We start from the raw sequence: 25,744 nt of genomic DNA on the forward strand, positions 1-25,744 counted from the left end.
CGCCTGCCCCTATACGACCCCCCACGCGGGCGGCAGGTGCTGCTGCCCGGACCTCCGGTGGGGCCATAGCTCAGTTGGTAGAGCGCTTGAATGGCATTCAAGAGGTCAGGGGTTCGACTCCCCTTGGCTCCACCAATTCTCCCTGATCCGTTGGGTTCTAGAGCGGCCGTAACCGTCGAAGCGGCCCGTCAGGCCCTTCCTGCGTAGGCCAGACGGACCGCCACGCCTCCCCCTCAGCTCCGGCGCAGCCGCTCGGCCCAGCTTTCCTTGTCGGGGCCGCGGAAGTCCTCGACCGAGTTGAAGTTGCGCTGCGCGAGGTAGTGCATCTCCTTGCTCAGGCGCGCGTCCCATTCGCGCGTGGCCCGCGCGCGCAGCAGCGCCATCTGTTCGAGCAGCTCGGCGCCACCGGGGAGGCCCTCGACGTAGCGGTGGAAATACCGCGACTGGGTCTCGGCATACTCACGGGCGGCGGCGGGCTCGCGGGCGTTCAGCTGCGCCATGACCCGGAGAATCTGCCCCATCCACGCCCCGGCCGCGCCGAGCGAAAGGTCGGCGTCGCGCGGCTGGTCCGTGTTCTCGCGCGCCTCCGCGAAGGTCAGGCGGGCGTGGGCGGCCAGCGGCGCCATCGCCGCCCCGGTCGCGGCATCGCGGCCGTGCAGCGTCAGCGCCAGCTTTAGCTGCTCGCCGGGCCGGCCCGGGGGGAGGGTCAGGGCGATGAACACGTCGCGCGGCTTGCCGCGCAAAAGCGCGCCCATCGGGATCTCGACCCCGTTGCGGGCGCGGCGCGCCGTGGTGGCGCCGAGCGCCTCGGCCATCACCCCGGGGGGCAGGTCGAGCGTCAGCACGAGCGCATCCGCCGCGGTCTGCGCCGAGGCATCGACCTCGGCCGCCAGCACCGTTTCGATCTCGTCGCATTCCTCGGCGTCGAGCAGGCGGCCGCCCCCGGCCTCGGCAATGCTGCCGAGCAGCTGCTCGTCGTAGCCGTCGCCGATCCCCAGCGCCGAGGTGGTCACGCCCCGGGCCAGCAGTTCCTGCGCATGGCGGGCGAGCTCACTTGCCCCGACCACGCCCGCGTTCGCATGGCCGTCGGACAGGATGACGATCCGCGTCGCCTGCCCCGTCCGCGACGGCGACTCGGTCGCCGCGATCACGGCCTGGAACCACCCTTCCGAGAGGTTGGTGTTCCCCCCCGCCTCCATCGCTGCGATCACGCGCCGGGCGTCGCGCCGGCCGGCCTCGTCCATCTCGACCCCGGCGAGGCGCACGGTGGCGTCGCTGGCGAAGGACACGAGGGTCAGGCGGTCCTCTGCCCCGAGGCCGTCGAGCGCCCCGATCGCGGCCCGGCGGGCGGCGTCGATGCGGCCGCCGCTCATCGAACCGCTGGTGTCCAGGGCGAGCCCGAGGTTCATCGGCGGGCGGGCGACAGGGGTGGCCGCGGGGGGCGCGGTGACTCGCACCCGCAGGTAGCGGCGCGAGTCGCCCCGGTCCCAGACGAGCTGGCGGTCCAGGGCGGCGGTCATGGTGAGATCACTGGTCATGCGGCGGCTCCTTGAGGCTGCTGCGGATGAGGTCCGCGATGCGGTCGAACTGCAGCCGCACGGCGGGCGGCAGCTCGCCCGAGACGTGCAGCTCGACGTCGGGGTTGATGGTGAAGACGGTGACGGTGCGGGTCGGCGTGCGCCGGCCCGGGGCGTTGGGCAGCGCCTCGGACGACGGCTGCGCGCGGGTGTTGGCCGGGACGCGGGCCAGCCGGTTCGGGGCGTCTGGCGAGGGGCGCGGTGCGGAGGGGGCCGCGATCGAGCGCAGGTAGGCCGCGGCAGAGTTCAGCGGCCCGGGCTGGGGCGTGAGCAGGGCGGCCTGCGCCTCGATCTCGGCCTCGCTCATGGTCCACAGCCGGCGGCGGATGTCGGTGAGGCTGGCCCGGTCGAGTTCGCGCATGGCGCGGATCGCACGGGCGCGGGCCAGGTTTTCGGGCGGGTAGCCCGCCCCCCGTCCCTGCCGGAGCGGTGGCAGCAGCAGGTCCTGCGCCAGCCACGAGCGCAGGGTCCGGATCTCGACGCCCGCGGCGTCCGAGATGTCCTGCAGCGAGATTTCAGGGGTGTCTGCCATGACGGCAGAATTAGATCATACATCTTGTCATGTCAAGATGTATAATTTTGGACTGCGCATGGCAGATCGGCCCGTGGCGGGCCGGTGCCATCGGGCGCACCGTGCATGGCATAGGCGCGCACCCAGCGCGCGCCGCCGCAGGCAAGGCTCAGGCGCTCAGGCGAGCGCAGCCGCGAACACCTCGATCAGACGGGTCTTGAGGATCTTCCCCGTGGGCGCCGCCGGCAGGCTGTCGGCGCAGACGATCCGCGAGGGGCGCTTGTAGGGCGACAGCCGCGCGGCGACGAAGGCCGACAGCTCCGCCTCGCCCACCGCGCCGGGGGCGGCGAGCTGGCAGAAGGCCAGCACCTCCTCGTTCCCGCCGGGCAGGCTGCGGCCGATCACCGCCGACTGGACCACGGCCGGGTGCTCGTTCAGCGCCGCCTCGACCTCGGGGGGATAGACGTTGAAGCCGCCGCGGATGATCAGCTCGCGCGAGCGCCCGGCGATGTGCAGGTTGCCGGCCGCGTCGATCCGCCCGAGGTCGCCCGAGCAAAGGAACCCGTCGGCGTCAAAAAGCGCGGCGGTCGCCTCGGCGTTGCGGAAGTAGCCGGGGGTGACGTGCGGGCCGCGGGTCTGGATCTCGCCCACCCCGTCCGGGCCCGGATCGCGCAGCCGCAGCTCGACCCCCGGTAGCGGCGGGCCGACGCTCACGTCCGGGACGCCCGGCGGGTTGACGGTCAGCGTGACCCCGGCGGTCGTCTCGGTCATGCCGTAGCCGTTCTGCAGCGCGACGCCGTAGAAGGCCTCGGCCCGCCGCTTCCACTCGGGGTCGAGCGGCGCGGCCCCCGACGAGACGTAGCGCAGCCGCCCGCCCGGAGCGTGCGTCAGGCCGCGGGCCGCCGCCTCGGCCATGATCAGCGCGTGCATCTGCGGCACCGCGGGCAGCACCGTGGCGCCGGCAGCCAACGCGTCGAGCACGTCACCGGCCGAGAACCGCGGCGCCAGCCGCAGCTCGGCCCCGGCGATCAGGCCGGCCAGCATCATCGAGGTCAGGCCGAACACATGGGTCATCGGCAGCACGCCGAGGATGATGTCCTGCGGCCCCAGCTCGCGCATCCGCGCCGACGAATTGCCGCCGAACATCAGGTTCGCGTGGGTCAGCATCACCCCCTTGGGCGTGCCCGTCGTCCCGGTGGTGTAGAGGATCACGGCGACGTCCGGGGTCTCGGGCGGGGCCGGATCGGCGGGGGGCGTCGCGGCCAGCGCGAGCGCGCCGAGCGGCGTCGGCCACGCCTCGGCGCCGAGGCGGGCGGCGTGCTCGGCCGCGGCGGGCGAGACGTTCGTCAGGAACACCGTCAGCCGCGGGTCGGCGTGGGCGCGGATGCGGTCGAGCTCGGGCCCGGTCATGCGGGCGTTGACCGGCACCGCGACCGCCCCGAACCGCGAGGCGGCCAGCACCAGCCCGATCATCGCTGCGGCGTTCTCGGACAGGATCAGCAGCCGGTCGCCGGGGCCGAGCCCGCGGGCGGCGAGCGCCCCGGCCATCTCGGCCACCGCGGCGTCGAGGTCGGCGAACGAGATGCGGCGGCCGTCGTGATCGACGAGGGCGGTCGCCTCGGGGCGGGCGGCGGCCTGGGTGTCGAGGACGCTGTGGATCGGGGTCATCGGATCTCCTCGGTCCGTTCAGGCCTCGGGGCGGGCGCCTTGGCGCGGGTGAAGACGCCCGAGGCGGTGGCGAGCAGGGTGCCGTCGTCGGCGACCAGCTCGGCGGCGGCAAAGACGATGCGCGCGCCCTGGCGGACGATCCGGCCGGTCGCGGTGACGCCGCCGGGGCGGCCGGCGGCGACGAAGTCGGTGTTGAGCGAGAGGGTCAGGAACGGCACCCGGCCGGTGTCGTCCACCGTCAGGCTCGCCGTCGCGCCGCAGGCGTTGTCGAGCAGCATCGCCGCGATCCCGCCGTGCAGCACGCCCGAGCGGTTCAGGTGGCGGTCATCCACCACCAGCCGGCAGCGCGCCCGCCCGTCGCCCTCGCCCACGTCGAGCGTATAGCCGAGCAGGCGCTGCGCCCCCGTCTCGTCGCGGATCAGCCGGCTCATGCGGCGTCCGGGGTGGCGTCGGGGGCGGCGTCCGGGGCGGCGTCCGCGGCCGACAGCGCGATGAACCGCTCGAGATGGTGGTCGCTGTCGCCGAAGCGCGCGTCGGCGGCGATCAGGCGGCGCGCCAGGGGGGCGGCGTCGTATTCCTCGGTCATGCCGATGCCGCCGTGCAGCTGGATCATCTCTTCGGCCACCCGTCGCGCCACCCGGCCGACCAGCGACTTGGTGGCGGCGACGTGACGCGCGCGGTCGGGCGCGTCGAGATGGGCGGCGAGGTTCCACGTCGCCGAGCGCGCCTGCTCGACCTCGACCAGCAGGTCGGCCATGCGGTGCTGGATCGCCTGGAAGCTGCCGATCGGGCGGCCGAACTGCTTGCGGGTCCGCAGGTAGTCGGCGGTCAGGTCGACCGCACGCTCCATCCCGCCCAGCGCGTCGGCGCAGGTGGCGAGGATCGCGGCGGCCATCGGCCAGTCCAGCAGCGACGCATCCCCCAGCCGGCGGGCCGGCACGCCGTCCAGCGTCACCTCGGCCGCGCGCCCGCCGTCCATCAGCGGATAGCCCCGCATCGAGAGCCCCGGCGCCTCGGCCGCGACGAGCCACAGCCCGTCCGTCGCGCTGACTATCAGGTGGGTGGCGTCCTCGGCCCCCGCGACCAGCGACTTGGCGCCGCTCAGCCGGTCGGCCTCGGCCCGCGTCGCGCCGGTGCCGTGGTCGTAGCGCTGCCCCGGCTCGCCCAGGGCCACGGCGATGCGCGCGGTCCCGGCGCCCGCAGCCTCGGCCAGCTCACCCTCGCCGGCCGCGGCCAGCACGCCTGCGCCCAGCACCACGCTGTCGAGCAGCGGCGACACCGCGCCCGCGCGCCCCAGCGTGCGGAACACCGCGAGGATGTCGCGCCCCGTGCCGCCAAAGCCGCCCGCGGCCTCGTCCATCAGCGCCGCCCCGGCGCCGAGCTCATAGACGGCCGCCGTGTCCCCGCCCCGTTCGAGCGTCCGGGCCAGGCTTTCGCCCAGCATCTGCTGTTCTTCGGTGAAGTCGAAATCCATCATGCGTCCCCGTCACAGCCCCAGCAGGGACTTGGCGATGATCCCCCGCTGAATTTCGTTCGAGCCGCCGTAGATCGACAGCTTGCGGTTGTTGAGATAGGCACGCCCCGCCGCTGCCGCCTCGGGCGGGCCGGGGGGCGTCTCGTCGTTGGCGCCCTCGAGCCCCTCGGAGGGGAAGGCCAGTGCCCACGGCCCCACCGCGCGGCGGGCGAGGTCGTTGATCGCCTGCCGGATCTGGGTGCCCTTGAGCTTCAGCATCGAGCTTTCCGCCCCCGGTGCCTGTCCTGCCGCCGCCTGCGCGAGCATCCGCAGGTTGGTGGTGGCCATCGCCATCAGCTCGATCTCGACCTCGGCGATGCGGGCGGCGAACAGCGGGTTCTCGCTGAGCGGGCGGCCGTTGGCCACCTGCGCCCGCGCGATCCGCTTGAGCGCGGCGAGGCTCGCCGTGGCGAAGCCGACGCCGGCGATGTTCGTCCTTTCATGCGTCAGCAGGTACTTGGCGTAGGTCCAGCCCTTGTTCTCTTCGCCGACGAGGTTCTCGACCGGCACGCGCACCTCGTCGAAGAACACCTCGTTCACCTCTGGGGTGCCGTCCAGAAGGACGATGGGCCGCACGGTGATCCCGGGCGAGGTCATGTCGATCAGAAGGAAGCTGATCCCCTCCTGCGCCTTCGCGGCCGGGTCGGTCCGCACGAGGCAGAAGATCCAGTTGGCGTGCTGGCCGAGCGTGGTCCAGGTCTTCTGGCCGTTGACGATGTAGTGGTCGCCGTCCCGCACCGCGGTGGTGCGAACCGAGGCGAGGTCGGAGCCCGCCCCCGGCTCGGAATAGCCCTGGCACCACCAGTCGGTGCCGTCGAGGATGCGCGGCAGGAACCGCTGCTGCTGCGCCTCGGACCCGAACTTCTGCAGCACCGGCCCCAGCATGGCGATACCGAAGGGCAGCACCCGCGGGGCGTGGGCGAGCGCGCTCTCCTCCTCGAAGATGTGGCGCTGGATCGCGGTCCAGCCGGCGCCGCCGAAGCGGGTCGGCCAGTTGCCGGCCAGCCACCCCTTTTCCTGAAGGGTTGCGTGCCACTGCTCGGTCTCGGCCTTGGTCAGCTCGCGGTTCAGCCGCACCTTGTCGGCCAGATGCGCGGGCAGGCGGTCCTTGAGGAACTGCCGCACCTCGGCGCGGAACGCCTCGTCCTCGGGCGCAAGCGTCATGGTCATGGGCGTCTCCTTCAGAAAATCTCGATGAGGCCCGCGGCCCCCTGGCCGCCGCCGACGCACATCGTCACGACGCCCCATTTCGCCCCGCGCCTGCGGCCCTCGAGCAGGATGTGGCCCGCCTGGCGGGCGCCGGTCATGCCGAACGGGTGGCCGATGGCGATCGAGCCGCCGTTGACGTTGTAGCGTTCGGGGTCGATCCCCAGCCGGTCGCGGCAATAGAGCGCCTGGCTGGCGAAGGCCTCGTTCAGCTCCCACAGGTCGATGTCGTCGACGGAAAGCCCGGCGCGTTCGAGCAGCCGGGGGACGGCAAAGACCGGGCCGATACCCATCTCGTCGGGCTCGCAGCCCGCGACCGCGAAGCCGCGGAAGGCGCCGAGCGGGGTCGCGCCCTCGCGGGCCGCAGTCTCGGCCTCCATCACCACCAGCGCGGCGGCGCCGTCCGAGAGCTGACTGGCGTTGCCGGCGGTGACGAACTGCCCCTCGCCGCGCACCGGGGTCAGCGCCGCCAGCCCCTCGCGCGTGGTCGAGGGGCGGTTGCACTCGTCGGCGGCGAAGGTCACGCGCTCTTCGCGCGTCTCGCCCGACGCCTTGTCGGTGACGGCGCGCGTCACCTCGATCGGCACGATCTCGTCGGCGAAGAGCCCGGCCTCTTGTGCCGCGGCGATGTGCTGCTGGCTGCGCAGCGCATAGTCGTCCTGGTCGTCGCGGCTGACGCCGTAGCGGGCGGCGACGATGTCGGCGGTCTCGATCATCGGCAGGTAGAGGTCGGGCCGGTGCTCTTCCAGCCACGCCTCGCGCGAGTTCCGCGGCGGCGGCTGGACGAGGCTGATCGATTCGAGCCCGCCGGCGAGGATCGCCTTCGCCCCCTCGACGCGGACCATCTGCGCGGCCATCGCCAGCGCCTGCAGCCCCGAGGCGCAGAAGCGGTTCACGGTCGTGCCCGCGACGCTGACCGGCAGCCCGGCGCGCAGCACGATCTGGCGGGCGATGTTGCCGCCGGTGACGTATTCCGGGTAGCCGCAGCCCCAGATGCTGTCCTCGATCAGCGCCGGGTCGATGCCCGCGCGCGCGACCGCGATGCCGGCAACATGGCCGCCCATCGTGGCCCCGTGGGTGAGGTTCAGCGTGCCGCGTCCGGCCTTGCCGATGCCGGTGCGGGCGGTGGCGACGATGACGGCGTCCTTCATGCGGTGTCCTTTCCATGATCGGCGAAGCGGCCGCCGGTGTCGGCAAGCCGCCTGAGCAGCGGCGCCACTTGCCAGAAATGCGGGTCGTCCTCGGCGTAGCGGGCGATGTCGGCGGCGATGCGGTCCAGCCCCTGCGCGTCGGCCCAGTGCATCGGCCCGCCGAGCGCGCGGGGGAAGCCGTAGCCGTGCAGCAGCACCACGTCGATGTCGCCGGCGCGGGCGGCGATCCCCTCGTCGAGGATGCGGGCGCCCTCGTTGACCATCGCGGCCATGTAGCGCGCCTGGATCTCGTCCTGCGAGAACGGGCGCGGTGTGATCCCCAGCTCGTCGCGCACGTCCTTGAGCAGCGCCCCCATCTCGGGGTCCGGGCGGCCCTGCGGCGAGGTGTCGTCGTAGATGTAGTAGCCGCGCCCGGTCTTGCGCCCGAGCCGGCGGGACTCGGCCAGCCGGTCGGCGAAGACCGGCACCCGCTCGGCGGGGTGGCGGGTCGGGGCCTTCCGCTGCCGGGTGGCGTAGCCGATGTCGAGCCCGGCGAGGTCGCCGACCTGATAGGGCCCCATCGGGAAGCCCAGCTCGACGATGGCGGCGTCGATCTCGTAAGGCGAGGCGCCGTCCAGCACCATGTGGTCGGCGGCGGCGCGATAGACCGAGAGCATCCGGTTGCCGATGAACCCGTCGCAGACGCCCGCGCGGACGGCGATCTTCCCCATCCGCTTGGCGAGCGCAAAGCCCGTCGCGGCGACCTCGGGGGCGGTCGCGTCGGCGATGACGATCTCGAGCAGCCGCATGACGTTCGCGGGCGAGAAGAAATGCAGCCCCAGCACGTCCTGCGGGCGCCTCGTCGCCGCCGCGATCTCGTTCACGTCGAGATACGAGGTGTTGGTGGCCAGCACCGCGCCCGGCCGGCAGACGCCGTCGAGCGTGGCAAAGACCTCGCGCTTCAGCGCCATGTCCTCATAGACCGCCTCGATCACCAGATCGGCCTCGGAGAGTGCGGCGTAATCGGTGGCGGTGCGGAAGCGGTCTTTCAGCATCGCATCGCGGTCGGCGGCGGTCAGCTTGCCACGCTTGACCGCGCCGTCCTGCATCCGTGCGAGCCCCTCGGCGGCGCGGGTCGCGGCGTCGGCGTCCCGCTCGATCAGCGTCACGTCGAGCCCGGCCGAGAGCGCCGCGGCGGCGATCCCCTGCCCCATCGTGCCGCCGCCGATCACGCCGATGCGGTCGACGGCACGCGGAGTCACGCCCTTCAGGTCGGGCTGCTGCGCCGCCTGCCGCTCGGCGAAGAAGGCGTGGATGAGGGCGGCGCGCTGCGGCGTCTCCATCAGTTCGAGGAAGATGCGCCGCTCGAGCGCCATCCCCTCGTCGAAGGGCAGCGCGAGCCCCTCGGCCACCGCCTCGAGCGCCCGGCCGGGCGCCACCTGCCCGCGGGCGCTGCGGGCGAGCTTGGCGCGCAGGGTGGCGAGTTGGGCGGCGTCCACCGCGGGCGCGGGCTCGGCCGAGAGCCTTCGCGGCGCGGTGCCGGCCTCAAGCAGCGCCCGGGCCGCGGCGATCCCTGCCGCGCGAGGGTCGGTCTCGTCCGCCAGCCTGTCGATCAGCCCGAGCGTCAGCGCCTCGTCGGCGCCGATCTGGCGGCCGGAGGTCATCAGCTCGACCGCCGGCGCGACCCCGATGGCCCGCGGCAGCCGCTGGGTGCCGCCGGCGCCGGGGATCAGGCCCAGCGTCACCTCGGGCAGCCCGATCCGCGTGCCGGGCACCGCGACGCGGGCGTGGGCGCCGAGCGCGAGTTCCAGCCCGCCGCCCAGCACCGTGCCGTGCAGCGCCGCGACCACGGGCTTCGGGGCCGCTTCGAGCGCGGCGATCACCTCGGGCAGGTAGGGCGGCACCGGGGGCTTGCCGAACTCGCTGATGTCGGCCCCGGCGACGAAGGTGCGCCCGGCGCAGAACAGCACCGCGGCGCGGGCCTCGGCGTCGGCCTCGAACGCCGCGACCGCGTCGGTCAGCCCCTGCCGCACGGCGGCCGAGAGGGCGTTCACCGGCGGGTTGTCGATCTGGATGAACCCGAGGTCGCCCTCGCGGCTGTAGGTCACTGCACTCATGTCGTCGTCCTCGTCATGGTGGGCGGCTGGCCGGTCAGCCGTTCGAGCGTCTGGACCGCCTCGGCGAGCTTCGGCCCCACCTCGGCCTGCATCCGCGCGGCCTCGGCCGCATCTGGCAGGGCGCCGCAGGTGAAGACCACCGGCTCGGCCAGCTCGGCGGCACGGAACGGCGCCGAGACGGCGTTGTAGGGCGCGGGTCCGCCCGGCCCCCCCTCGGTGTAAACGAAGCCGCGGGCCAGCAGTTCGGCCTGCGCCCGGCCCCGGGTCGCGGCCAGGTCGCCGAGGGGCGCGGCCTCGCCCACGGGGAAGTCGGCCAGGACCCGCGCCAGCTCGTCCTCGGTCGCCGCCGCGATCCACGCCCGCGCCGACGAGAACCCGCGCAGCGACACGGGCTGCCCGACCTCGAGCCAGATCGAGGCCACGCGGCTCGGCCGCCAGGTGCGGATCAGCACCAGCCGCGGCCCGTCGCGCACCGCCAGCACCACCAGCGTGCCGGTGTCCTCGGCCAACCGCGTCATCAGGTCCACGGCGGGGGTGAGGAAGCTCAGCGACGCCGCCGCCACCTGCCCCACCGCCACGAGCGTCGGGCCGGGGCGGAAGCGGTCGTCGCGCTCGGACTGGACGAGGTAGCCGAGCTGCCCCAGCGTCCACGTCAGCCGCGAAACGGTGGACTTGGGCAGTCCCGCGCGCTGTGCGATCTCGGCGTTGCTCAGCCCGTCGTCACCGATGCGGAAGGCGCGCAGCACCGACAGGCCACGGGCCAGCGTGGTGGCGAAGCGGGGGTCGTCGTCGGGTCTGAGCATGGCCGTATCCTCTCGCTCACATCGCGTTGGGGATGACGAGCGAGATCCACGGTATCAGCACCAGGAGCGCCAGCACCACGAGATCCATGGCGAGGAAGCGCATCACCCCGGCGAAGATCGTGTCCACGCTGATCCCGCGCCCGGCGACGTTGCCGATGACGAAGACGTTGAGCCCCACCGGCGGCGTGATCAGCCCGATCTCGAGCAGCTTGACCACGATCACCCCGAACCAGATCAGGTTCATGTCCATCCCCTGGATCAGCGGGATGACGAACGGCAGCGTCAGCACGATGATCCCGATCGGGTCGAGGAACATCCCGAGGAACAGGTAGAGCACGACGATCGCGGCCATCAGCATGAGCGGCGGCAGCCCGGCGTCGGCGATCCACCCCGAGACCATCCCGGCCGAGCCGGTCAGCGCCACGAACGAGACGAAGATCTTGGCGCAGGCGGCGATGAGGAAGATGGCCGAGGTCTGCAGCAGGCTCTCGCGCACCGCCGACCACAGCGTGGCGAGCGTCAGGCGGCGCTGGCCGAAGCCGATGGCGACGGTCAGCACGACGCTGACGGCGGCGGCCTCGGTCGCGGTGAAGAACCCGCCGTAGATGCCGCCGATGATCGCCGCGAACAGCACCAGAGCCGGCCAGGCCGAGATCGCGGCGGCCAACCGGGCGCCGCGCGGCATCGGCGTCGGGTCGATCGGCGCGGCCGAGGGGTCGCGGCCCACCCACCACAGGATGACGATGATGTAGCCCGCGAGCGTCAAGAGCCCCGGCAGGATGCCGGCGAGGAACAGCTTGCCGATCGAGGTCTCGGTGAAGATGCCATAGAGGATGAAGAGCACCGAGGGCGGGATGAGCGACCCCAGCGTGCCGCCTGCCGCGACCGAGGCGGTGGCGAGCCGCGGGTTATAGCCCAGCCGCAGCATCTCGGGGACGCAGATGCGGCCCATCGTCGAGGCACAGGCGATGGACGAGCCCGAGATGGCCGAGAAGCCCGCGCAGCCCATGACCGAGGCGATCCCCACGCCGCCCGGCACCCGCCGCATCCAGACGTTCGCGGCGTCATAGATCCGCGTGGTGATGCCCGCGTGATAGGCGATGTTGCCCAGCGCGATGAACAGCGGGATCATCGACAGATCGTACGAGTGGATCAGCTCGAAGAAGCTGTTGACCACCAGCGAGGTCGTCGGGTTGATCGCCCGCTCGGGCGCGAAGCTGCCCGACCGGAAGGCGTAGACGAGGAACGTGCCGATGGTGGCGGTGCCGGCGAGCACGAAGGCGATCGGCACGCGCAGCGCCAGCAGCAGGATGACGAGGCCGAAGGCCACAAGTCCGATGGTCGATGCGTCCATGTCAGACGGCCTCCTCTTCGTCGTGGCGCTGTTCGGTGACGGTGCCGGTGCGGCGCAGCTCGGTCAGGTCGGCCAGCGCCACCTGCGCCAGACGCACCCACATGGCGATCAGCCCGAGCAGAAAGACCAGCCGCATCGGCCAGCGCGGCACGCCCAGCTGTCCGTCGTAGAACTCGCCCGAGGTCCAGGTCGCGTTGAGGTCGCGGGCCGAGGCGTAGATCAGCGGCAGCACCGCGATCAGCGCCACCACCCAGCCCATGACGATCAGCCGTCCGCGCCAGGCGGGCGACATCCGGTCGGTCAGGAAGGTGACGGAGATATGGGCGCGGTGCGCCGTCGCTGCCGCGAGCGGCAGCATGATGGTCGGGATCATCAGCTCGCGCACGAGGATAACCACGTCGGGCAAGGTGCGATGGGCGAATGTCCGCATCGCCACGTCGGTGGCGATCAGCGCGGTCAGCAGGAAGACCGACACCACCGCAAGTTCCAGCATGATCCGTTCGATGGCCTTCATGGCAGGCTCCTCTGCCGCTTCTCGGGTCGGAAGATCGGGTCCGGCGCGCCGGCCCGCGCAGGGCGGGCCACGGGGGCCGGACGGCGCCCTGCCGCGGTCAGGCGGCGGCAGGGGCCGATGGCGCGGGGCCCGTCGGGCGGGCCCCGGTCACGCGGTCAGCGGCTCACTTGGGTGCCCAGGGGTAGCCCTTCTCGTCGCGCAGTTTGGTGTATTCTTCGATCCCGGCCTTGTAGGACTCGACCATGCCCTTGCCGTCGAGGCCCGCGGCGTCGGCGCGCGCGATCCAGTCGTCGATGTACTTCTGCCCGCCCTCGACCAGCCGGGCGCGGTCGGCCTCGGGCAGGACGATGATCTCCTTGCCGCCGTCGCGCAGGATCTGGACCGATTCCTCGTTCGCGGCGCCGAGGATGCGGCCGAACTCGTCGGCGAGCCCCTCGCCCGCGGTCATCAGCGCGGTCTGGTTCTCGGGCGAGAGCGCATCGAAGCTCTGCTTGTTCATCAGGATGCCGAGGGCGCCGATCTGGCCCCAGTCAAGCTCGGTGTAGCTGGTGAACACCTCGTCCAGCTTCAGCGCCTTGACGAGATAGGGATAGGTCTGGGTGCAGTCGATCAGCCCGGTCTCGAGCCCCTGGTAGGCCTCGTAGACGCTCATGTCGACGGGGGTGGCGCCGAGGTCGGCGAAGACCTTGCCATAGACGCCCACGCCGCGGACCTTCAGCCCCTTGAGGTCGTCGAGCGTCTTGATGCTCTTGCCCTTGCAGCCGACCTGCACGGCCGAGGTGGTGTAGGTGCCGACATAGACGAGGTTCTGCTTGGCGAGGTTCTCGCGCACCTTCTCGTCGGTGCGCATGATCCGGTCGACGGCCTTCATGCCCACCCACGGGTCGGTGTTCGGGATCGGCAGGTCGGCCAGGCCATAGGCGATCATGTCGGCCGGGAAATAGACGCCGATGACGCTGCCGAGGTCGGCCACGCCGTCGCGCAGCGACTGCACCGCGGCCTTGTCGGAAAACAGTGCGCCGCCCCAGTTCACGTCGATCTTGAGATCGCCGTTCGAGAGCTTGCCGACCTGATCGACGAACCACTGGGTGCCCTCGGCGCGCACGCCGCGGTTCGGCCCGGCCTCGCCGTAGATCAGGGTCGTTTGGGCGCTCGCCCAGCCGGCGGTCGCGCAGAGCGCCCCGGCGAGAATCGTCGCGTGAAGCTTGTTCATGATGAAGTCCTCCCTGTTCCGTTCTATGGCACAGTGTTCCATTCAGTGGAACATTAAAAATGACGTGGCGGCATTTTCGTGGTTTGTTTACGCGCGCCCTGCCGCGCCCAGAGGGCCGGCACCCGGCACCATCACAGCCCTCGCCCCACTCACGAACCGCGGTCCCGCCCTACTCCGCGGCAGCCCCGACCCCCCCTCCCCCGCCAGATTGCAGCGTTAACGCTAACGCGTTACACCTCGATGACCCCGCACCCGGCCGGAGGAGCCGCGCATGACCCTTCACCCCGTCATCGACCGCGTCACCGACCGCATCCGCGCACGCTCGGCCGAGAGCCGCGCCGCCTATCTCGCCCGCCTCGCCCGCGCCGCCGAAGAGGGGCCGCGGCGGGCGCATCTGTCCTGCGGGAACCAGGCGCACGCCTATGCGGCGATGCCCGACAAGGCCGACCTCGCGCTGACCGCGCGCCCGAACCTGGGGATCGTCACCGCCTACAACGACATGCTGTCGGCCCATCAGCCCTACGAGCGCTTCCCCGACCTGATCCGCCGCGCCGCCCACGCCGCCGGCGCCACAGCGCAGGTCGCGGGCGGGGTGCCGGCCATGTGCGACGGGGTCACCCAGGGCCGCGCGGGGATGGAGCTGTCGCTGTTTTCCCGCGACGTGATCGCGCTCGCCGCCGGGGTGGCGATGAGCCATGACGTCTTCGACGCCGCCCTCTGGCTCGGGATCTGCGACAAGATCGTGCCGGGGCTGGTGATCGCCGCGGCGACCTTTGGTCATGTCCCGGCGGTGTTCCTGCCCGCCGGGCCGATGCCCTCGGGGCTGCCCAACGACGAAAAGGCCAAGGTGCGACAGGATTTCGCCGCCGGGCGCGTGGACCGGGCGGCGCTGATGGCGGCCGAGATGGCCTCCTATCACAGCCCCGGGACCTGCACCTTCTATGGCACCGCCAACTCCAACCAGATGCTGATGGAGTTCATGGGCCTGCAGCTGCCCGGCTCGAGCTTCGTGAACCCCAACACGCCCTTGCGCGAGGCGCTGACGGTCGCCGGGGTGACGCGGGCCGCGGCGATCACCCGGCTCGGCAACGACTATACCCCGGTCGGCGCGATCCTGGATGAGCGTGCCTTCGTCAACGGCATGGTCGGGCTGATGGCGACGGGCGGGTCCACCAACCTCGTGATCCACCTGCCGGCGATGGCGCGGGCGGCGGGGATCGCGCTCGACCTCGCGGATTTCCACGACATCAGCGCCGCCGTGCCGCTGATGGCGCGGGTCTATCCCAACGGTCTGGCCGACGTGAACCATTTCCATGCCGCGGGCGGCCTTGGCTTCCTGATCGGCCAGCTGCTTCAGACGGGGCTGCTGCACCCCGACGTGCGGACCGTGGCGGGCGACGGCCTCGACCGCTACACCGCCGAGCCGCGGCTCGACGGTGACGCGCTGACCTGGGTGCCGGGCGCGGGCGAGAGCCTCAACGACCGCATCCTGCGCCCCGCCGCCGCCCCCTTTGCGGCGACGGGCGGGCTGCACATCCTCGGCGGCAACCTCGGGCGGGCGGTGATCAAGGCCTCGGCGGTCAAGCCCGAGCTGCACGTCATCGAGGCGCCGGTGCGCGTCTTCGACGACCAGAACGCGGTCAAGGCGGCATTCCAGGCGGGCGAGTTCACCGCCGACACCGTGGTCGTGGTCCGCTTCCAGGGCCCGCGCGCCAACGGGATGCCCGAGCTGCACTCGCTCACCCCCACGCTCTCGGTGCTGCTCGACCGCGGGCTCAGGGTGGCGCTGGTCACCGACGGGCGGATGTCGGGGGCGTCGGGCAAGGTGCCCGCGGCGATCCACGTCTCGCCCGAGGCGGCGACGGGCGGGCCGCTCGCACGCCTCAGGGACGGGGACGTGGTGCGGCTCGACGCGGTGGCCGGGACGCTCGACTGCCTCGCCCCCGACTTCGCCACCCGCGAGCCGGTGACCGCCGACCTGTCGGCCAATGCCCACGGCATGGGGCGCGAGCTTTTCGCCGCCTTCCGCGCCCACGCAGCACCCGTCGAGAACGGCGCCGGGATCGTCGTCTGAACGACGAAACCGCAGGCGCTGCGGCCTGCGGTTTCTTTCCTGCCCAAATATCCTGGGGTCCGGGGCAACGCCCCGGCTTCGGCGGGGGCAAGGGCCCCCGGCGTCAGCTCACTTCAGCTTGGTCCAGGTCTGCGACTTGCAGATCAGCCCGCCGGCCACGCAGCCCGACAGCTGCATCGACTTGCCGTTCACCTGCGCCTTGCCGTTGTAGATCTTGTCGTCGGCCGGGCGCAGCACCTTGCCCTTGTAGGCACCGCCGCCGGCCGGGGCCATGCCGATCACGATCTGCTTGCCGATGTTGGGCGACTTGTAGGCTTCCTTGCCCTTGAAGGTCTTGACGATGGTGCCGCAGAAGGCGCCGCCGCAGGGGCTGATCTGCACGAAGGCCGAGGCGCCCTCGTCGGCCTGGGTCTGCCACAGCCCCTCGATCGGATCGGCGGCCATCGCGGCGGTGCCCGCCAGCGCGAACGCTGCGGCGAGAATCATGGTTTTCATAAGGTGTCCTCCCAAGGATCAAGCGCCAGGCGCTGGCGGAATCAGACGGGCAACGGCGCGATTCAGGCAAGCGTGACGTGGGGTAGCGGCGATCACTTCCTCGTCGCGCCGCGGGGCTGCCATGCCCCCTCACCAGCACCCGCGCGTCTTTCCCCGGCTCCGCGCCTGTGGCATGGACCCCCGACCCCACCGACAGCACGAGTGACGCCATGATCCTTTACCCCGCCATCGACCTCAAGGACGGGGCCTGCGTGCGGCTCTTGCGCGGCGACATGGCGGCGGCGACGGTGTTCGGCACCGACCCGGCGGCGCAGGCCCGCGCCTTCCAGGACGCCGGGGCCGAGTGGCTGCATCTGGTGGACCTCAACGGCGCCTTCGCCGGCCAGCCGGTGAACGGCGCGGCGGTCGAGGCGATCCTCGACGCCGTCACCGTTCCGGTCCAGCTCGGCGGCGGCATCCGCGACATGGCGACCATCGATGGCTGGCTGGCGCGCGGCATCGCCCGCGTCATCCTCGGCACCGTCGCGGTCGAGAACCCGGCGCTGGTCGAGGAGGCCGCCCGCGCCCACCCCGGCCGCATCGCCGTCGGCATCGACGCCCGCGGCGGCCGCGTCGCCACCCGCGGCTGGGCCGAAGATACGGAGGTCACCGCGACCGACCTGGCCCGCCGCTACGAGGACGCGGGCGTGGCCGCGATCATCTATACCGACATCGACCGCGACGGGGCGATGGGCGGCCCGAACACCGCGGCGACCGAGGCGCTGGCCCGCGCGGTCGCGGTCCCGGTCATCGCCTCGGGCGGGGTGTCGTCGCTCGCCGACCTCGTCGCGCTGCGCGACACCGGGGTGATCGCCGGGGCGATCTCGGGGCGGGCGCTCTATGACGGGGCGCTGGACCTCGGGGATGCGCTCGCGGCGCTGCGCTGACGCCGGCCCAGTCGGGCTGAGGCGCTTGGGGGGCGGGCGATCAGCTTGCCTTCCCCCGGCCCGCTGCCTAGATAGGCGCGATTCCGAACCAAAGGCGAAAACCCGTGGAAAACGTCGTCCTGACCGTGCATCTCATCCTGGCGCTCCTGCTGATCGGGGTGGTGCTGCTGCAGCGGTCCGAGGGCGGCGGGCTGGGCCTCGGCGGCGGTGGCGGCGGGGTCATGACCGGCCGGCAGGCCGCCAACGCGCTGTCGCGCGCCACCTGGATGCTGGCCACGGGCTTCCTGATCACCTCGATCGCGCTGACGGTCATCGCGGCGCGCAACTCGGCGGGCGTGTCGGTCGTCGACCGGCTGGGCGGCTCCACCGCCCCGGCGACGCCCGCACCGACCACGGGCCTGCCGACGCTGCCGACTTACGCGCCGCCGCCCGGCAGCGGCCAGCCGGTGCTGCCGCCCGGCGCCGCCGCGCCGGTGACGCCGGCCGCGCCTGCTTCGACGGCGCCCGCCACGACCGAGCCGGTCACCCCTGCCGCCACGGCGCCGGTTGCCCCGGCCCCGGCCGAACCGGCTCCGGCCCCGGCTGCGGCGGACAGCCCCGCCACCACCACCACGACCACCACCACCGTCCCGGTCACGGCGCCCACCGCGCCCTCGAACTGATCCACAACCCTTGGGGGCGGCCTCGCCCCCACCCTACCACACATCGCGGTCCGTTGCGGCAACGCGGAGAATCGGCTATAGCTCGACTCCCGTGATGGTCGCGGCTTTTGCCACGGCCTGCTTGGCTGAACCTCACGGGAGTCTCATGGCGCGTTACATCTTCATCACCGGCGGCGTGGTCTCCTCCCTCGGCAAGGGGCTGGCCTCGGCGGCGCTCGGGGCGCTGTTGCAGGCCCGCGGCTACACCGTGCGGCTGCGCAAGCTCGACCCCTATCTCAACGTCGACCCCGGCACGATGTCGCCCTTCGAGCATGGCGAGGTCTTCGTCACCGACGACGGCGCCGAAACCGACCTCGACCTCGGCCATTACGAGCGCTTCACCGGCGTCAGCGCGCGCCGCACCGACACGATCAGCGCCGGCCGGGTCTATTCCAACGTGCTGGAAAAGGAGCGCCGCGGCGAATACCTCGGCAAGACCATCCAGGTCATTCCGCACGTCACCAACGAGATCAAGGACTTCCTCGCCATCGGCGAGGACGAGGTGGATTTCCAGCTCTGCGAGATCGGCGGCACCGTCGGCGACATCGAGGGGCTGCCCTTCTTCGAGGCGATCCGCCAGTTCATGCAGGACCGCCCGCGCGGCCAGTGCATCCTGATGCATCTGACGCTGCTGCCGTGGCTCGCGGCCTCGGGCGAGCTGAAGACGAAACCCACCCAGCACTCGGTCAAGGAGCTGCGGACCATCGGCCTGCAGCCCGACGTGCTGGTCTGCCGGTCCGAGCACCCGATCCCCGACCGCGAGCGGGCCAAGATCGCGCTCTTCTGCAACGTCCGCCCCGACAGCGTGATCCCCGCCTACGACCTCAAGTCGATCTATGAGGCGCCGATGGCCTATCACCGCGCGGGCCTTGACCGGGCGGTGCTCGACGCCTTCCAGATCAGCCCCGCGCCCAAGCCCGACCTGCGCCGGTGGGAGGACGTGATGGACCGCCTGAACAACGCCGAGGGCCAGGTCCGCATCGCCATCGTCGGCAAGTACACGCAGCTCGAGGACGCCTACAAGTCGATCTCCGAGGCGCTGACCCACGGCGGGATGGCCAACCGCGTCCGCGTCCGGCCCGACTGGATCGCCGCCGAGGACATCGAGAAGGAGGGCGGGACCCACCTGCTCGACGGCTACGACGGCATCCTCGTCCCCGGCGGCTTCGGCGAGCGCGGGACCGAGGGGATGGTCGCCGCCGCCCGCTATGCGCGCGAGCGCGACGTGCCCTATCTCGGCATCTGCCTCGGGATGCAGATGGCGGTGGTCGAGGCGGCGCGCAATCTCGCCGGCATCCCCGACGCAGGCTCGGAAGAGTTCGACCACGAGGCCGGCGCCGGCCCCGACACGGGACGCTTCACCCCGGTCGTCTATCACCTCAAGGAGTGGGTGCAGGGCAACCACAAGGTCGAGCGCAAGCTGTCGGACGACAAGGGCGGCACGATGCGGCTGGGCGCCTATACCGCCGTCCTCGCCCCCGGCAGCCGGATCAGCGAGGTCTATGGCGGGGCGACCGAGATCGAGGACCGCCACCGCCATCGCTACGAGGTGGACGCCCGCTACCGCGACCAGCTCGAGTCGGCGGGGATGGTGTTCTCGGGGATGTCGCCGGACGGGCGGCTGCCCGAGGCGGTCGAGATCGAGGACCACCCGTGGTTCATCGGCGTGCAGTCCCACCCCGAGCTGAAATCGAAACCCTTCGAGCCGGCGCCGCTGTTCGCGGACTTCATCCGCGCGGCGAAGGATCAGGAGCGGATGGTGTGAGCCTGCGGCTGCGCCCCGGCCATCATGCGGCGGCGCTGCTGATCGCGGCGCTGCTGGCCGCCCCGGCGGCGCGGGCGGATGCGCCGCTCTTCATCGTCGAGCCGTCGCAGATGCCCTTCGACCTCGGCCCCGGCGCACCGGCCAACCAGCCCGCGCGGGCGGCGAACCTGCCGACGGCGGCGGGCAATTCCTCGGGCGCGCCCGGCAATTCCTCGACCACCCACGCCAACGCGCCCGACAACCCGGCGAACGGCCCCGACGGCGGGCGGGCGATCTGGGCCGGGGACGAGGTGGTGGGCTACTACACCCGCAACGGCGGGACGCTGAACCTGTTCAGCCGCAGCGGCCGCCGGGTCGCCTATCGGCCGCGGGGCGGGCACACACGGTCGCTGTTCTCGCCCGCCGGGCGCTGGTGCGGCACGGTGGCCGACAGCGCCTCGGGTGTGGCGTTCGGGCTGACCCGCACCTGCGCGCAGGCGCTGCTGGACTAGGCCGGCCGCACCGCTCCCGCGCCGGTGAGCCAGCGCGTCGCGCGCAGCCTACCCCTTCCGCCGCCCCGCCGGGGCCGCAGGCTTCCCCGCCCCGGACCGCGCCCCCGCGGCAGGGGCAGAGGGCGCCGCGCCCTCCTTCACCCGCGCCGCCAGATCCTTGGCCACACCGAACGCCCCCTTGATGCGCTCGGCGTCCGTCGACCACGCGGCCGACACCACGATCTTGTTGTCCACGATCCGCGCCGTGCCCTTGTGCTCGGTCAGGAAGGCGACGAGCCCGGCCGGGTTCGGGAACTTGTCCTGGTGGAACTGGACCGTCGCCCCCTTCGGCCCCGCGGTGAGCGAGGCGATGTTGGCGCGCTTGGCCATCGCCTTGATGCGGATCACCAGCATCAGCGTGTTCACCTCGCGCGGCAGCGGGCCGAAGCGGTCGATCAGCTCGGCCGCGAAGCCCTCGAGCTCGACCTTGGTCGTCAGCTGCGCCAGCCGGCGATAGAGGTCCAGCCGCACGTCGAGATCGGGGATGTAGCTTTCGGGGATCGTCACCGGCACCCCGAGGTTCAGCGTGGGCGCCCAGTCGTCGTCCGGCGCGCCGTCGATCTCGCCCGACTTCAGCCGCGCGATCGTCTCCTCCAGCATCGCCTGGTAGAGCTCGAACCCCACCTCCTTGATGTGGCCCGACTGTTCTTCACCGAGCAGGTTCCCCGCCCCGCGCAGGTCGAGGTCCTGGCTGGCGAGGTTGAACCCCGCCCCCAGCGAATCGATCGAGCCGAGGAACTTGAGCCGCCGGATCGCCTGCGGGGTCAGCGGGACCCGCGGCTTGGTGGTCAGATAGCAATAGGCCCGCGTCCGCGACCGCCCGACCCGGCCGCGGATCTGGTAGAGCTGCGCGAGCCCGAACATATCCGCCCGCCACACCACCATCGTGTTGGCGCGCGGAATATCGAGCCCCGATTCCACGATCGAGGTCGCCAGCAGCACGTCGTGGCTCCCGTCGTAAAAGGCGTTCATCCGCTGGTCGAGGTCGCCCGCCGCCAACTGCCCGTGCGCCACGATGACCGACACCTCGGGGACGTGCTCCTTGAGCCAGTCCTCGACGTCCGGCAGGTCGGCGAGCCGCGGGACGACGAAGAACGACTGCCCGCCGCGGTATTTCTCGCGCAAAAGCGCCTCGCGGATCGTCACGCTGTCGAACTCGGAGACGTAGGTGCGGATCGCCAGCCGGTCCACCGGCGGCGTGCCGATGATGGAGAGATCCCGCACCCCGGTCAGCGACAGTTGCAGCGTCCGCGGGATCGGCGTCGCGGTCAGCGTGAGGACGTGGATGTCGGAACGCAGCTCCTTCAGCCGCTCCTTGTGGGCGACGCCGAAATGCTGCTCTTCGTCGATGACCAGCAGGCCCAAGTCCTTGAACTTCACCTGCTTGGCCAGCACCGCATGGGTGCCCACGACGATGTCCACCGTCCCGTCGGCCAGCCCCGCGCGCGTCGCCGCCGCGTCCTTGGCGGAGACGAACCGCGACAGCGGCCGCACGCTGATCGCCGTGCCGCGGAAGCGTTCGGCGAAGCTCCGATAGTGCTGGCGGGCGAGCAGCGTCGTCGGCGCCACCACCGCCACCTGCTTGCCCTGGCTCGCGGCGAGGAAGGCCGCGCGCATGGCGACCTCGGTCTTGCCGAAGCCCACGTCGCCCACCACCAGCCGGTCCATCGGCCGCCCGGCGGCGAGGTCCTCGGCCACGTCGGCGATGGCCGCGGCCTGATCGTCGGTCTCGGTCCAGGGGAAGCGGGCGGCGAAAGCCTCCCACTCGTGGTGCTCGGGTTCCAGCACCGGGGCGGCGCGCAGCATCCGCTCGGCCGCGACCCGCATGAGACGGTCGGCGATCTGGCGGATGCGTTCCTTCAGCCGGGCCTTGCGGGCCTGCCAGGCACCGCCGCCGAGCTTGTCGAGCAGCCCCTCCTCGTGCCCATAGCGGGTCAGCAGCTCGATGTTCTCGACCGGCAGATACAGGCGGTCGCCGCCCGCATATTCCAGCGCCACGCAGTCGTGCGGCACGCCCAGCGCGCGGATCGTCTCGAGCCCCGTGTAGCGGCCGATCCCGTGCTCGACATGGACGACCAGATCGCCGGGGGTGAGGCTCTGGGTGTCGCGCAGGAAGTTGTCCGCCCGCCGGCGCTTCTTCGCCCCGCGGATCAGCCGGTCGCCCAGCACGTCCTGTTCCGAGATCACCGCCAGCGGCCCGGTCGCCTGCCCGTCCGCCACGAACCCCTCGTCCAGCGGCCAGACGGCGAGGCCGAGCGCGTTGCCCTTGGGCAGCCCGCGGATGTCGTCGATGGGGGTGCCGGTCAGCCCCTCGTCGGCCAGAAGCCCGGTCAGCCGCTCGCGCGCCCCTTCCGAGAAGCTGGCGATAACCACCGGGCGCGATTTCTGCAGGTCGCGGACATGGGCGGCCAACGCGCCAAACAGGTCCGCCTTCTCCGCCTGCCGCTGGGGCGCGAAGTTGCGCCCGACGTGCCCGCCCGCGTCCAGCACCCCCGGCCCCGGCGGGTGCGCCAGCACCGCCAGCCGGATCACCCGGTGCCGGGCCAGCCAGCGCGCCCATTCCGCGTCGTCCGCGAACATCTCGGCCGGCGCCACCGGGCGATAGGGGCTGTCGCCGCCCTTCCGCGCCAGGCTCTCGCGGCGGGCGTCATACTGCTCGGCGATGGTGTGGGCGCGGGCCTCGCGGTGCTGGTCGAGGTGGTCGTCCAGCACCAGCGTCGCCCCGGGCAGATAGTCGAAGAGGCTGTCGAGCCGTTCGTGGAACCACGGCAGCCAGTGTTCCATCCCGGCGATCTTCTGCCCGGCGCTCACCGCCTCGTACAACGGATCGTTGGCGCCGCCGCCGTATTCGGCGCGGTAGCTCTGGCGGAACCGGGCGATGGCGTCCTCGTCGAGGATCACCTCGGACATCGGCGCGATCTCGACCCGGTCGAGTGGGGCGAGGCTGCGCTGCGTCTCGGGGTCGAACTGGCGGATGCCGTCAAGGACGTCGCCGAAGAGGTCGAGCCGCACCGGCCCCGCGCCCCCCGGCGGGTAGATGTCGATGATCCCGCCGCGGATCGCATAGTCGCCCGGCTCGCTGACCGTGGGCGATTGCGAGAATCCCATGCGGACGAGGAACCCGCGCAGCGCGCTTTCGTCCAGCCGTGCGCCTTTGGTGGCGATGAAGCTCGCCCCCCGGACCGTCTCGGCCGCGGGCAGGCGCTGGATGGCGGCGTTCATGGTCGTGAGCACCACGAACGGCGGCTTGATGGCGCCGGTGGCGAGCGCCGCGAGCACCTGCAGCCGCTGCGCCATGATCTCGCCCGAGGGCGAGACGCGGTCATAGGGCGTCGTGTCCCAGGCCGGAAACTCGAGCACCGCCAGCGCCGGGGCGAAGAACCCGAGCGCCGCGCGCATGGCGGCCATGCGGCGGTCGTCGCGGGCGATGTGGACGACCGGCGCGCCGCGGGCGGCCTCGCGCGCGATGAGGGCGGCGTCAAAGCCCTCGGGCGCGCCAGAGAGGATCAGGGTTTCGGGCATGAGCGGTGAGGTAAACTGCACCGGCGCGGTGTCAAGATGGGCGGCCCCAGCGGCCCGCGGCCTAAAGCCCGTTCGGATGCAGCGCCAGCCAGCGCGTGCCCCAGATCGCGGCGAGCGCGACCGCCGCCATCGACAGCGCCATCGTGCCCCGCAGGTGCCGCACCATCACCGCCGCCGCCTCGGCCGCGGCGGGAACGGCGCCGGTCCGCCCCGCCTCGGCCTCGGCCAACACCCGGCCCAGCCGCGCGGCCAGCCGCACCCGCATCAGCGCCAGCAGCGCCATCGGCGCGACGAGCAGCGTCAGCGCCTGCGCGAACTGCCGGTCGTAGAGAAACCCCAGCCCCGCCAGCGCGCTGAGGAGGAACGCCGCGACCGCCGTGAGGATCACCCCGTCGCGCGGATCGACCCGCCAGCGCGGGATCACGAGCGACAGCCAGTCGAGCAGCAGCATCGCCTCGCCCCGGATCGCGCCCGCATCCTCGGCCGCCTCGGGCTCGCGCGTCCTGCGGTGCACGCGGCGGACTAGGTCGGTCGGCACCCCCAGGGCGCCGCGGCCGAGCCAGCTCCACAGCCCGGCCAGCACCAGCCAGTACCAGACCGAGCCGAAGGACCGCGTGTCCAGCACGGAAACCAGCCCCTCGATCCCCCGCATCCTTGCCCCTGATGTCCCTGGTCCGGCGGCCACCCTAGCCCCGCGCGGCGGGCGGCCGCAACCTGCCGGACGGAGGCGACGCCGGGTCGGCCGGGTTAAACGGATCAAATCCGACTGAACCAACGGGTCCGCTGCGTCCCGACCGCCGCCCCACCCGGGGGCACAGGCGGTTGCGGCCCGGCGCGGGATCGTGGCAGGTGTGTCAAACCCAACTCTCAGGTGCGCGTCGTCCGACCTGATGCTCATGAGGCCGCCCATGCCTGCCACGCCGATCATCGCCCCGTTCCCCGCCACTCGGCTGCGCAGGCTGCGCCGCACCCCGGCGCTGCGGGCGCTGACGGCCGAGCGGCACGTCTCGGTCGAGAACCTGATCTGGCCGATCTTCGTGACCGAGGTGGCGGGCGGCGAGGGCGAGATCCCCTCGATGCCCGGGGTCGAGCGGCTGACGCTCGACGGCGCGAAGCGCGCGGCGGTACGCGCGGCGAGCCTCGGCATCCCCGCGATCTGCATCTTCCCGCACTCGGACCCCGCGCTGAAAACCGAGGGCTGCGAGCGCGCCTGGGACCCCGAGAACATCGGCAACCGCGCCATCCGCGCCATCAAGGAGGTCGCCCCCGACCTCGCGGTGATGACCGACATCGCGCTCGACCCCTACAATATCAACGGCCACGACGGCTTCGTGCGGGACGGGGTGATCCTGAACGACGAGACGATCGAGGCGCTGGTCCGCATGGCGCTGGCGCAGGCCGAGGCGGGGGCCGACATCCTCGGGCCGTCCGACATGATGGACGGGCGGATCGGCGCGCTGCGCGGGGCGCTCGAGGCCGCCGGCCACAAGGACGTGGCGATCCTGAGCTATGCGGCGAAATACGCCTCGGGCTTCTACGGCCCGTTCCGCGACGCGGTGGGCGCATCGGGGCGGCTCGTGGGCGACAAGAAGACCTATCAGATCAACCCCGCCAACCGTGACGAGGCGCTGCGCTGCGTCGCCCGCGACCTGGCCGAGGGCGCCGACATGGTGATGGTCAAGCCGGGGATGCCCTATCTGGACATCTGCCGCGAGGTGAAGGACCAGTTCGGCGCGCCGACCTATGCCTATCAGGTGAGCGGCGAATACGCGATGCTCGAGGGCGCGATCCGGGCCGGCTGGCTCAAGCGCGAGGTGGTGGTGGAAAGCCTGCTGAGCTTCCGCCGCGCCGGCTGCGACGGGATCCTGACGTACTACGCGCCGATGGTGGCGGAGATGCTGGCTGCGGGCTGACGGACCAGTTCGGCGCGCCGACCTCCACCTATCCGGTGAGCGGCGAGGACGCGATGCTCGAGGGCGCGATCCGGACCGGCTGGCTCAAGCACGAGGTGGTGGTCGAGAGCCTGCTCAGCTTCCGCCGCGCCGGCTGCTACGGGGTCTTGACCAACTACGCGCCGATGATGCCCGAGATGCTGGCGGCGAGCTGAAGGACCAGTTCGTCGGCG

Annotated in this window: 22 protein-coding genes and 1 tRNA gene; 8 read left to right on the forward strand and 15 right to left on the reverse strand. The window is 72.1% G+C overall.

All coding sequences use genetic code 11. The features are described from left to right. Positions 1-59: 59 nt before the first annotated feature. A tRNA-Ala gene (locus tag BLW17_RS14540) sits at positions 60-135 on the forward strand. A 98-nt stretch (positions 136-233) separates the two neighbouring features. Here the strand turns inward: BLW17_RS14540 and BLW17_RS14545 are convergent. The 12 genes from BLW17_RS14545 to BLW17_RS14600 form a co-directional block, all read right to left on the reverse strand. Beyond that, positions 234-1,538 (reverse strand): vWA domain-containing protein, encoded by a 1,305-nt coding sequence (locus BLW17_RS14545; protein ID WP_052176481.1) that lies wholly within the window; start codon positions 1,536-1,538, stop codon positions 234-236. Further along, complete coding sequence (locus BLW17_RS14550) at positions 1,528-2,109, reverse strand: MerR family transcriptional regulator (protein WP_036734585.1); 582 nt, start codon at positions 2,107-2,109, stop codon at positions 1,528-1,530. Before BLW17_RS14550 ends, BLW17_RS14545 begins: the two co-directional genes overlap by 11 nt. Before the next feature lie 156 nt (positions 2,110-2,265). Beyond that, on the reverse strand, positions 2,266-3,756 hold the full coding sequence (locus BLW17_RS14555) for a class I adenylate-forming enzyme family protein (protein WP_036734586.1): 1,491 nt from the start codon (positions 3,754-3,756) through the stop codon (positions 2,266-2,268). Continuing rightward, positions 3,753-4,187, reverse strand: coding sequence for a PaaI family thioesterase (locus BLW17_RS14560; RefSeq protein ID WP_036703489.1), 435 nt, complete (start codon positions 4,185-4,187; stop codon positions 3,753-3,755). The genes BLW17_RS14555 and BLW17_RS14560 overlap by 4 nt, the downstream gene beginning before the upstream one ends. Then, entirely contained in the window at positions 4,184-5,230 is a 1,047-nt protein-coding gene (locus BLW17_RS14565) for an acyl-CoA dehydrogenase family protein (protein WP_052176482.1), read from the reverse strand. The genes BLW17_RS14560 and BLW17_RS14565 overlap by 4 nt, the downstream gene beginning before the upstream one ends. 12 nt (positions 5,231-5,242) lie before the next feature. After that, a complete protein-coding gene (locus BLW17_RS14570; protein WP_036709346.1) occupies positions 5,243-6,439 on the reverse strand; it encodes an acyl-CoA dehydrogenase family protein in 1,197 nt (398 codons plus the stop codon). An 11-nt stretch (positions 6,440-6,450) separates the two neighbouring features. Continuing rightward, positions 6,451-7,626: an acetyl-CoA C-acyltransferase gene (locus BLW17_RS14575; RefSeq protein WP_036734588.1), complete on the reverse strand. Its 1,176-nt coding sequence runs from the start codon at positions 7,624-7,626 to the stop codon at positions 6,451-6,453. Beyond that, the gene (locus BLW17_RS14580) at positions 7,623-9,722 is read right to left on the reverse strand and encodes a 3-hydroxyacyl-CoA dehydrogenase NAD-binding domain-containing protein (protein ID WP_036734589.1); all 2,100 of its coding nucleotides are present in this window, start codon (positions 9,720-9,722) and stop codon (positions 7,623-7,625) included. The genes BLW17_RS14575 and BLW17_RS14580 overlap by 4 nt, the downstream gene beginning before the upstream one ends. Continuing rightward, positions 9,719-10,525, reverse strand: coding sequence for an IclR family transcriptional regulator (locus tag BLW17_RS14585; protein ID WP_036703482.1), 807 nt, complete (start codon positions 10,523-10,525; stop codon positions 9,719-9,721). Before BLW17_RS14585 ends, BLW17_RS14580 begins: the two co-directional genes overlap by 4 nt. 16 nt (positions 10,526-10,541) lie before the next feature. Next, entirely contained in the window at positions 10,542-11,879 is a 1,338-nt protein-coding gene (locus BLW17_RS14590; RefSeq protein ID WP_036703479.1) for a TRAP transporter large permease, read from the reverse strand. A 1-nt stretch (position 11,880) separates the two neighbouring features. Then, on the reverse strand, positions 11,881-12,393 hold the full coding sequence (locus BLW17_RS14595) for a TRAP transporter small permease (protein ID WP_036703477.1): 513 nt from the start codon (positions 12,391-12,393) through the stop codon (positions 11,881-11,883). A 163-nt stretch (positions 12,394-12,556) separates the two neighbouring features. Next, positions 12,557-13,606, reverse strand: a complete 1,050-nt coding sequence (locus BLW17_RS14600; protein ID WP_036734590.1) for a C4-dicarboxylate TRAP transporter substrate-binding protein — start codon at positions 13,604-13,606, stop codon at positions 12,557-12,559. Positions 13,607-13,877: 271 nt separating this feature from the next. Here BLW17_RS14600 and edd point away from each other — a divergent pair, with 271 nt between their 5' ends. After that, positions 13,878-15,680: a phosphogluconate dehydratase gene (edd, locus tag BLW17_RS14605; RefSeq protein WP_036734561.1), complete on the forward strand. Its 1,803-nt coding sequence runs from the start codon at positions 13,878-13,880 to the stop codon at positions 15,678-15,680. A 108-nt stretch (positions 15,681-15,788) separates the two neighbouring features. Here edd and BLW17_RS14610 read toward each other — a convergent pair whose 3' ends face one another. Next, a complete protein-coding gene (locus tag BLW17_RS14610; protein WP_036703635.1) occupies positions 15,789-16,175 on the reverse strand; it encodes a DUF2147 domain-containing protein in 387 nt (128 codons plus the stop codon). 209 nt (positions 16,176-16,384) lie between these two features. Between BLW17_RS14610 and hisA the strand changes: the two genes are divergently transcribed. From hisA to BLW17_RS14630, 4 genes are all read left to right on the forward strand, one after another. Further along, complete coding sequence (gene hisA / locus BLW17_RS14615) at positions 16,385-17,101, forward strand: 1-(5-phosphoribosyl)-5-[(5-phosphoribosylamino)methylideneamino]imidazole-4-carboxamide isomerase (RefSeq protein WP_036734563.1); 717 nt, start codon at positions 16,385-16,387, stop codon at positions 17,099-17,101. 104 nt (positions 17,102-17,205) lie between these two features. Beyond that, positions 17,206-17,763, forward strand: coding sequence for a preprotein translocase subunit SecG (gene secG, locus BLW17_RS14620; protein WP_052176478.1), 558 nt, complete (start codon positions 17,206-17,208; stop codon positions 17,761-17,763). Positions 17,764-17,908: 145 nt separating this feature from the next. Then, entirely contained in the window at positions 17,909-19,567 is a 1,659-nt protein-coding gene (locus BLW17_RS14625) for a CTP synthase (RefSeq protein WP_036703637.1), read from the forward strand. Then, on the forward strand, positions 19,564-20,058 hold the full coding sequence (locus BLW17_RS14630) for a hypothetical protein (RefSeq protein ID WP_231572802.1): 495 nt from the start codon (positions 19,564-19,566) through the stop codon (positions 20,056-20,058). Before BLW17_RS14625 ends, BLW17_RS14630 begins: the two co-directional genes overlap by 4 nt. A gap of 48 nt (positions 20,059-20,106) precedes the next feature. Here the strand turns inward: BLW17_RS14630 and mfd are convergent, their stop codons facing one another. Together mfd and BLW17_RS14640 are read right to left on the reverse strand one after the other, a co-directional pair. Next, a complete protein-coding gene (mfd, locus tag BLW17_RS14635; protein ID WP_052176479.1) occupies positions 20,107-23,619 on the reverse strand; it encodes a transcription-repair coupling factor in 3,513 nt (1,170 codons plus the stop codon). Positions 23,620-23,680: 61 nt separating this feature from the next. Further along, complete coding sequence (locus tag BLW17_RS14640) at positions 23,681-24,271, reverse strand: hypothetical protein (protein ID WP_036734566.1); 591 nt, start codon at positions 24,269-24,271, stop codon at positions 23,681-23,683. Between the two features lie 256 nt (positions 24,272-24,527). Here BLW17_RS14640 and hemB point away from each other — a divergent pair, with 256 nt between their 5' ends. Then, positions 24,528-25,532 (forward strand): porphobilinogen synthase, encoded by a 1,005-nt coding sequence (gene hemB / locus BLW17_RS14645; protein ID WP_036734569.1) that lies wholly within the window; start codon positions 24,528-24,530, stop codon positions 25,530-25,532. Continuing rightward, positions 25,529-25,726 carry a hypothetical protein gene (locus BLW17_RS18710; RefSeq protein WP_269429087.1) on the forward strand — a complete coding sequence of 66 codons (198 nt, stop codon included), beginning with the start codon at positions 25,529-25,531 and terminating at the stop codon, positions 25,724-25,726. Before hemB ends, BLW17_RS18710 begins: the two co-directional genes overlap by 4 nt. Positions 25,727-25,744 lie beyond the last annotated feature (18 nt).

The sequence above is a fragment of the Paracoccus sanguinis genome, from assembly GCF_900106665.1.
GTDB classification, from domain to species: Bacteria; Pseudomonadota; Alphaproteobacteria; order Rhodobacterales; family Rhodobacteraceae; genus Paracoccus; species Paracoccus panacisoli.